Source organism: uncultured Halorubrum sp. (genome assembly GCF_937146585.1).
GTDB lineage: Archaea > Halobacteriota > Halobacteria > Halobacteriales > Haloferacaceae > Halorubrum > Halorubrum miltondacostae.
Genome location: NZ_CAKZRO010000053.1, coordinates 1 through 6,588 on the forward strand (window position 1 = coordinate 1; position 6,588 = coordinate 6,588).

Annotated in this window: 9 protein-coding genes; 3 read left to right on the forward strand and 6 right to left on the reverse strand. The window is 70.7% G+C overall.

The window, feature by feature from the left end:
- From Q0116_RS05050 to Q0116_RS05060, 3 genes are all read left to right on the forward strand, one after another.
- Nucleotides 1-757, forward strand: a 757-nt coding sequence (locus tag Q0116_RS05050) for an iron-containing alcohol dehydrogenase (protein WP_297886093.1), incomplete at its 5' end; no start/stop codon positions are given.
- A 117-nt stretch (nucleotides 758-874) separates the two neighbouring features.
- Nucleotides 875-1,534, forward strand: a complete 660-nt coding sequence (locus tag Q0116_RS05055; RefSeq protein ID WP_297886094.1) for a DUF420 domain-containing protein — start codon at nucleotides 875-877, stop codon at nucleotides 1,532-1,534.
- A gap of 109 nt (nucleotides 1,535-1,643) precedes the next feature.
- A complete protein-coding gene (locus tag Q0116_RS05060; RefSeq protein ID WP_297886096.1) occupies nucleotides 1,644-2,966 on the forward strand; it encodes a M28 family peptidase in 1,323 nt (440 codons plus the stop codon).
- Nucleotides 2,967-3,011: 45 nt separating this feature from the next.
- Here Q0116_RS05060 and Q0116_RS05065 read toward each other — a convergent pair whose 3' ends face one another.
- From Q0116_RS05065 to Q0116_RS05090, 6 genes are all read right to left on the reverse strand, one after another.
- Nucleotides 3,012-3,455, reverse strand: coding sequence for a hypothetical protein (locus Q0116_RS05065; RefSeq protein WP_297886097.1), 444 nt, complete (start codon nucleotides 3,453-3,455; stop codon nucleotides 3,012-3,014).
- Nucleotides 3,456-3,526: 71 nt separating this feature from the next.
- Nucleotides 3,527-4,273 carry an ATP-NAD kinase gene (locus Q0116_RS05070; protein ID WP_297886099.1) on the reverse strand — a complete coding sequence of 249 codons (747 nt, stop codon included), beginning with the start codon at nucleotides 4,271-4,273 and terminating at the stop codon, nucleotides 3,527-3,529.
- Between the two features lie 112 nt (nucleotides 4,274-4,385).
- Nucleotides 4,386-4,664, reverse strand: coding sequence for a hypothetical protein (locus Q0116_RS05075; protein ID WP_297886101.1), 279 nt, complete (start codon nucleotides 4,662-4,664; stop codon nucleotides 4,386-4,388).
- A 4-nt stretch (nucleotides 4,665-4,668) separates the two neighbouring features.
- Nucleotides 4,669-5,100, reverse strand: a complete 432-nt coding sequence (locus Q0116_RS05080) for a hypothetical protein (protein WP_297886103.1) — start codon at nucleotides 5,098-5,100, stop codon at nucleotides 4,669-4,671.
- 74 nt (nucleotides 5,101-5,174) lie between these two features.
- Nucleotides 5,175-5,963, reverse strand: a complete 789-nt coding sequence (locus tag Q0116_RS05085) for a cytochrome bc complex cytochrome b subunit (RefSeq protein ID WP_297886105.1) — start codon at nucleotides 5,961-5,963, stop codon at nucleotides 5,175-5,177.
- A gap of 4 nt (nucleotides 5,964-5,967) precedes the next feature.
- A partial coding sequence (locus Q0116_RS05090) for a cytochrome b N-terminal domain-containing protein (RefSeq protein WP_297886107.1) occupies nucleotides 5,968-6,588 on the reverse strand: 621 nt, incomplete at its 5' end.

A 6,588-nucleotide genomic window follows, 5' to 3' on the forward strand; every position in this document is an offset into this window, starting at 1 on the left:
CGCGAAGATGGCCGCCGACCACCTCGGCGTCGGCTTCGTCTCCGTCCCGACGGTCGCCTCCCACGACGGGATCGTCTCCGGGCGCTCGTCGATCCCCGAGGGCGACACGCGCCACTCCGTCGCCGCCGACCCGCCGCTGGCCGTCGTGGCGGACACGACGCTGCTCGCGAACGCCCCGTGGCGGCTCACCACCGCGGGCTGTGCGGACATCATCTCCAACTACACCGCGGTGAAGGACTGGCGGCTGGCCCGCCGCCTGCGCAACGTCGAGTACAGCGAGTACGCGGGCGCGCTCTCGGAGATGACGGCCGAGCTGCTCGTCGAGAACGCCGACATGATCCGCCCGGGCTTAGAGGAGTCGGCGTGGGTCGTCGTGAAGGCGCTCGTCTCCTCCGGCGTGGCGATGTCGATCGCCGGTTCCTCGCGGCCCGCCTCCGGCGCGGAACACCTCATCTCGCACCAGCTCGACCGCATCGCGCCGGGGAAGGCGCTCCACGGCCACCAGGTCGGCGTGGCGTCGATCATGACGGAGTTCCTCCACAGCGGCGAGAACGGGCGGTGGGCGGCGATCCGCGACGCGCTCGCCGAGCTCGACGCCCCGACCACCGCGGCCGAGCTGGGCGTCGACGACGCCGAGCTGATAGCCGCCCTCACCAGCGCTCACGAGATCCGCGACCGCTACACCATCCTCCAGGGCGGGATCAACGAGGAGGCGGCGGTGGAGGTCGCGACCGCGACGGGCGTCATCGAGAACTGATCGCGCGCTCGACGCGATGCGTCGCCGAGCCGCTCGCGGGGGACCGATCGCACCGACCGAGCCCCGCGGTCGAGGCGACCTCGAAAGGGCAATAACGCTCCCGGCAGTAGGGCTGGTATGTCCACCGCCAGTGTTCGCGACAGGGCCGGAGACCACCCGCGGGCGATAACCGCCCTCCTCACGGTCGTCGGCTACGGGGCCGTCGGCGGGGTGTTCCTCGTCCCCGAGTTCCAGGCGCTGTTCCCGACGCTCACGAAGGGGACCGTCGACCTCCTCGCGCACGCCATCGCCGCCGTCAACACGGTCACCGTGATCACGCTCTCGCTCGGGTGGTACTGGATCCGCAACGACGAGGTGAAGAAGCACGCCGCGGCGATGACGACGTCGTTCGGGCTCATCCTCCTCTTCCTCGCGATGTACCTCCCGAAGGTCGCGGGCGGCGGGACCAAGGAGTTCGTGCTCGACTCGGCGTACGCGTGGGTCCCGCTGTGGGACTGGGTGTACCCGGCGTACCTGCTCATGCTCGCGATCCACATCGTCCTCTCCGTCGTCTCCGTCCCGGTCGTCCTCTACGCCATCGTCCTCGGGCTCACCCACACCGAGCAGGAGCTCCGGACCGAGACGCCTCACCGGCGCGTCGGGCGGATCGCGGCGAGCGCGTGGATCCTCTCGCTCGTCCTCGGGGTCGTCACCTACCTCCTCCTCAACCACCTGTACGACTCGACGTTCGCGGCCGCGGAGGCCGCGGCGATGCTCCTGCCGGTCGTGCCGGTCTGAGCGCCTAACCACCCTCCCGGCGCGAGCGCTCGATTCGCCCTTCCCCCCGCTTCCCGGCCGCCCCCGCCGCCACCGAAACGCTTGAGCGGCGGCCGCGACACGCACACCCATGACAGACTGGATCGGCGAGACGTTCACGAGCGACGCGGGCTGGAACCACCTCCTCGACCTCGTCGACGTCGGCGACCGGATGGCCGGGTCGGCGGGCGAGCGGGAGGCGCTGGAGCTGACCCGCGACGCGTTCGCCGACGCGGGCGCGCGGAACGCGACCGTCGAGGAGTTCGAGATCCAGGGCTGGGAGCGCGGCGACAGCGCGATCCGCGACGCGGCGACCGGCGACGCCGTCGCCGTCGGCCCGAACGCCTGTATCGCGCTGCCGCGGAGCCCGAGCGCCGAGGCGACCGGCGAGTTCGTCGACCTCGGGTACGGGATCCCCGAGGACTTCGAGGCCGACGTGGAGGGGACGGTCGTGATGGTGTCGTCGGACACGCCCGACTCCGTCGACCGGTTCGTCCACCGCCGGGAGAAGTACTATCGCGCGGTCGACGCCGGCGCGGCCGCCTTCGTCTTCGTCAACCACGTCGAGGGGACGCTCCCGCCGACCGGGAGCGTCGGGACCGCCGATGCGCCGATCGGAGATATCCCGGCGGTCGGCGTCTCGAAGGAGGCCGGCGCGCGCCTCGCGCGGCGGCGCGAGGGCGACGAGCTGACCGTCGCGGTCGACTGCGAGACGCCGGCGGCGACGAGCGGGAACGCCGTCGCCGAGCTGGGCCCCGACACCGACGAGCACCTGATCGTCTCCTCGCACGTCGACGCCCACGACCTCGCGGAGGGCGCGATGGACAACGGGGCCGGGACCGCGACGATCGTCGAGGTCGCGCGGGCGCTCGCGGCGCGCGAAGACGAGCTCGACGTGAAGGTCCGGTTCGCCGCGTTCGGCGCCGAGGAGGTCGGCCTCGTCGGCTCGTCGGTGGCCGCCGAGGCGGCCGACAGGGAGGCGGTCCGCGCCGTCGTCAACGTCGACAGCAACGTGTTCGGCCGGACGCTACGGCTCGACCACCACGACTTCGACGCGCTGGCGGCGGCCGCCGAGCGCGTGAGCGACCGCTTCGATCACCCGGTCGCGACCGGCGAGGAGCTGGTCCCCCACAGCGACCACTGGCCGTTCGTGAAGCGCGGGATCCCGGGGTACATGGTCTCCGGCGAGACCGAGGGCCGCGGTCGCGGCTGGGGTCACACCCACGCCGACACGCTCGACAAGCTGGAGTCGCGGAACCTCCGGGAGCAGGCGATCCTCCTGACCGAGCTCGTCGTCGACCTCGCGGCCGCCGCCGCGTCGATCCCGCGCCGGGACACCGACGAGATCGCCGCTGCGCTCGAAGCCGAGGGGAAGGCGACGGGGATGAAGCTCACCGGCGACTGGCCGTTCTAGTTAGCGGCGAGCGCCGGGAGAAACCGCGGTCGGGGGCGGGGTTCGTCAGGCGACGACGAACTGGTTCCAGATCCCTTCGATGACGAAGAACAGCGCGTAGTACGACGACCACACCAGCACGACGAGCGAGGCGGCGATCGAGCTCTTCGGCGCCTCGATCGTCATGTCGTTGCGGGCCTCGACGTTGCGCGCCTCCAGCTCGAAGAAGTCGGCGATGAACATCGCGAGCACGAGCACCGACAGGATCGTGCCGCTCACCGGCGAGTCGAGGATGAACAGGAACGAGAGGAGGACGAGGCCGACGTTGGTGAACACGTGCGGCGTGTACGCCTCCACGCTGTCCGCCTCCTGCCCCTCCTCGACGTGCCGCCTGTGCGCGAGGTGGCGCGTGGCGAGGTTCGCGACGGTCATCACGAAGATCGCGTACGGCAGCGCCGGCCCGACGGCGGCCAGCCAGTCGAGGGGAACGAGGAACTGCAGTGGGTCCATATCCACCACTTCCGTTCACGACGTATTAGAGTGTTTCCGATCGCCGCGCCCGCGAGACGGTCCGGACCGCCTCACTCGGCGGTCGGCGCGAGCAGGTCGACCGTCGCCGCGGTCTCGATCCGGACCGGACGATGCGGCGCGACGACTCCGCGGCGGACGCCGTCGACCACCAGCGCGACGGGCTCCTCGCCGCGTTTGACGGTGACGCGGAGCCCGCCGGACGCGACCCACGTGTCCGGGCGGGTCGTGAACGGCGAAATCGGGACGACAGAGAGCCCGCCGCCGGGCGACACCGCGGGACCGCCGGCCGCCGCCGCGTAGCCGTCGCTGCCGAGCGGCGTGGCGACCACCGCGCCGTCGGCCCGCATCGAGACCTCGTCGCCGTCGGGGAACGCGATCCCGTACTCCGAGATCCGGGCCGGCTCCGCCGTCACGAACGCGACGTCCGCGGCCGCGAGCGGTCCGGTGTCATCGCCGGCCGTCTCGACCGACAGGACCGGGTGTGCGACGCGGGAGAACCCCTCGAACGCGGCGGCCGACGCCGCCAACGCGTCGACGACGTCCGCGAGCAGTTCGGTCGCGTACTCCGGGTCGACCGCGTGGCGGCCGTCGCCGACCGGGAGGATCGGCACCGACCGGGCGTCGCCGCTCGCGACGGCGCGCATCGCCTCCCGCAGCGCGGCGTCCCCGACGGCGACGATCCCGTCGGCCTCGGTGCGGTCCGCGAGGCGGGCGTCCGCGGCGCTCGCCACCGATCGGACCGCCGCCGTCGGGTCGGCGTCGCCGAGGATCGCGAGGCGGGGCGTCGGCTCGCTCATGCGCGAGCCTCGGGCGAGCGGCGGTGAAAAGCTCCCGGTTCGTCGGCGGGGACGGAGGCGTCGCTCGGCGATCGTCGAGAGGGACCGCAGAAGCGAGACGAGAGGGTCGCGTTCAGTTCGCGGCCGCGTCGTCGTCGTTGAGCGCGTCCCGGAGCTGGCGGCTGACCGGGATGAGGACCCAGAACGTCAACGCGCCGAGGACCATCAGCCAGAAGAACACGTCGCCCGCGACGAGGCCGATCTCGCCGTACGCCGTGTTCACGCCCTCCGCCGGGTTCACGAGCTGTACCACCTCGTAGTACGAGGGCGTCCGGTACCAGCCGCCGAAGGTGATCCACCCGAGGCCGCCGATCGCGAACAGGGCGAAGCCCTTGATGAACTCGTCTGCCATTACCTCACGTTTCGCTGGAGTCGTCTTGAGACTTTCCCATCCCCTGTCCGCGGAACCGGGTCCCGAGCACGTACACCGTGGTCCCGAGGACGATGAAGGCGACGCCGGTGATCGCCAGCAACGCCACTAAGACGTCTTCGGACGGCAAGATTCCGGCGCTGTCGAGCAGGTAGACGATGGTCGCCCGGACGAAGCTGATCTGGAGCGTCGCGGCGTCGATGAGCGTGAACCCGACGAAGTAGGTGACGACCGCGGCGAGCGTCGAGAAGACGGTGACGGCCTTGTACAGCCGGAACGGGACGACCACCTCCCGGCCGCTCGGTCCGTCGCGCGGGCCCGTCGGTTCGTTTCGCGGGTCGGCGTCGTCGTCGGCCGCGATCGGGTCGCCCGTCTCGTCGAACGACTGCGACGCGTCGCCGTCTGTTGATGATGACATGAGTTACGGAACGTCGGGAACGGCCGCCGCGACCGCGCGTCGGTCGCGCGGCCGCGGCGGGGGTCTCGTCGGCGTTACTTCGGCGGCCGCAGCATGAAGTAGCGGCGGTTGAGGTCGTACATGTACCCCTCCCGCATCGTCTTCAGCACCGCGTAGGTGATCACGCCCCCGGCGATCGGCAGCATGAACGTGAGCGAGAACAGCAGCTCGAGCTGGATCGGGAAGAAGTTCTGGATGGCGAGCACGGCCAGCGTGAACGCGAGGATGACCCCGGCCACGCCGAGCGCCGCCCAGCCAGGCTCCTCGACGGGACGCCGCGCGTTCCCCTTGTTGAGGAAGGGCACGAGCGTGATGACGCCGAAGATCGCGCCGTGCGCGATGAGTCCCAGCAGCTCGTTGGACATGATGATGTTCCCGCCCAGGACCGCGAGGTCCGGGTTGATCGGGTCGAGCTTCAGCAGGCCGAACGACCAGTAGAGGTACCAGTCGGGCAGGATGATCGCCGGCGTGGAGCCGGGGTTCGCCGGGTCACCGAAGTGGCCCGGCAGGATCGAGGCCACGAGCAGCATGATCCCGAGGAAGAACGACGTGATCGCGAGGTTCCGGATCGTCTCGTGGGGCCACGTCGGGAAGCCGAGCACGTCGCGCTCGACGTAGGTCGACTCCGTGCGCAGGTCCTCGTCCTCGCGCCGCGAGCGCTCGAAGTACTGGTAGGTGAGCTGTGCGAGCCCCTGGCTGCGCTCCTTGCGCTCGGACCAGGTCGGCGTCTCGTCGTCCGGCGGGACGGTCGCCGGCGGGCCGCCGTCGGTCCGCGCCTCGTCGTCGGTGCCTCCGTCGGTCATGGGAGTGGTGTCGTCGGTCATCGGATTAGTGCGGTTCCGCAATGCCCTGCACCCAGACGATGCCCACGTGGACCGCGATGAGCGCGGTGACCACGAACGGGAGCACGAACACGTGCAGGATGTACATTCTCACGAGCGTCGCCTGTCCGAGGGTGAAGCCGCCGAACAGGAGCTGGGCCGCCCACTCGCCGACGATGGGGGTCGCGAGGGCCAGCTCGACGCCGATCTGCGCCGCCCAGAAGGACAGCTGCTTCCACGGGAGGACGTACCCGGAGAAGCCGAACAGCAGCGTCAGGGCGATGAGCACGACGCCGAGGATCCAGTTGACCTCGCGCGGCTCCTTGTACGCCCCGGTGAAGTAGACCCGGAGCATGTGGAGGAACACCGCGGCCACCATGAACTGCGCCGCCCAGCGGTGGATGGCCCGGAGCATGAAGCCGAACTGGACGTCCGTCATGATCATCACCATCGAGTCGTACGCGGCGGTCGGGTCGCCCTGCGCGGCCGCGCCGGCGGTCGACGGCGCGTAGTAGAAGCCGAGGAGCGCCCCGGACACCGCCGCGAGCAGGTACGCGATGATAGAGAGGGACCCGAGGGAGTACAGCGGGTACCAGTACCAGAACTTGTTGTCGAGGTCGTACTGTTC

Coding starts and splice junctions, on each gene's coding strand:
- Q0116_RS05055 (WP_297886094.1), top strand. CDS start 875: ATGTCCACCGCCAGTGTTCGCGACAGGGCCGGAGACCACCCGCGGGCG.
- Q0116_RS05060 (WP_297886096.1), top strand. CDS start 1,644: ATGACAGACTGGATCGGCGAGACGTTCACGAGCGACGCGGGCTGGAAC.
- Q0116_RS05065 (WP_297886097.1), bottom strand. CDS start 3,455: ATGGACCCACTGCAGTTCCTCGTTCCCCTCGACTGGCTGGCCGCCGTC.
- Q0116_RS05070 (WP_297886099.1), bottom strand. CDS start 4,273: ATGAGCGAGCCGACGCCCCGCCTCGCGATCCTCGGCGACGCCGACCCG.
- Q0116_RS05075 (WP_297886101.1), bottom strand. CDS start 4,664: ATGGCAGACGAGTTCATCAAGGGCTTCGCCCTGTTCGCGATCGGCGGC.
- Q0116_RS05080 (WP_297886103.1), bottom strand. CDS start 5,100: ATGTCATCATCAACAGACGGCGACGCGTCGCAGTCGTTCGACGAGACG.
- Q0116_RS05085 (WP_297886105.1), bottom strand. CDS start 5,963: ATGACCGACGACACCACTCCCATGACCGACGGAGGCACCGACGACGAG.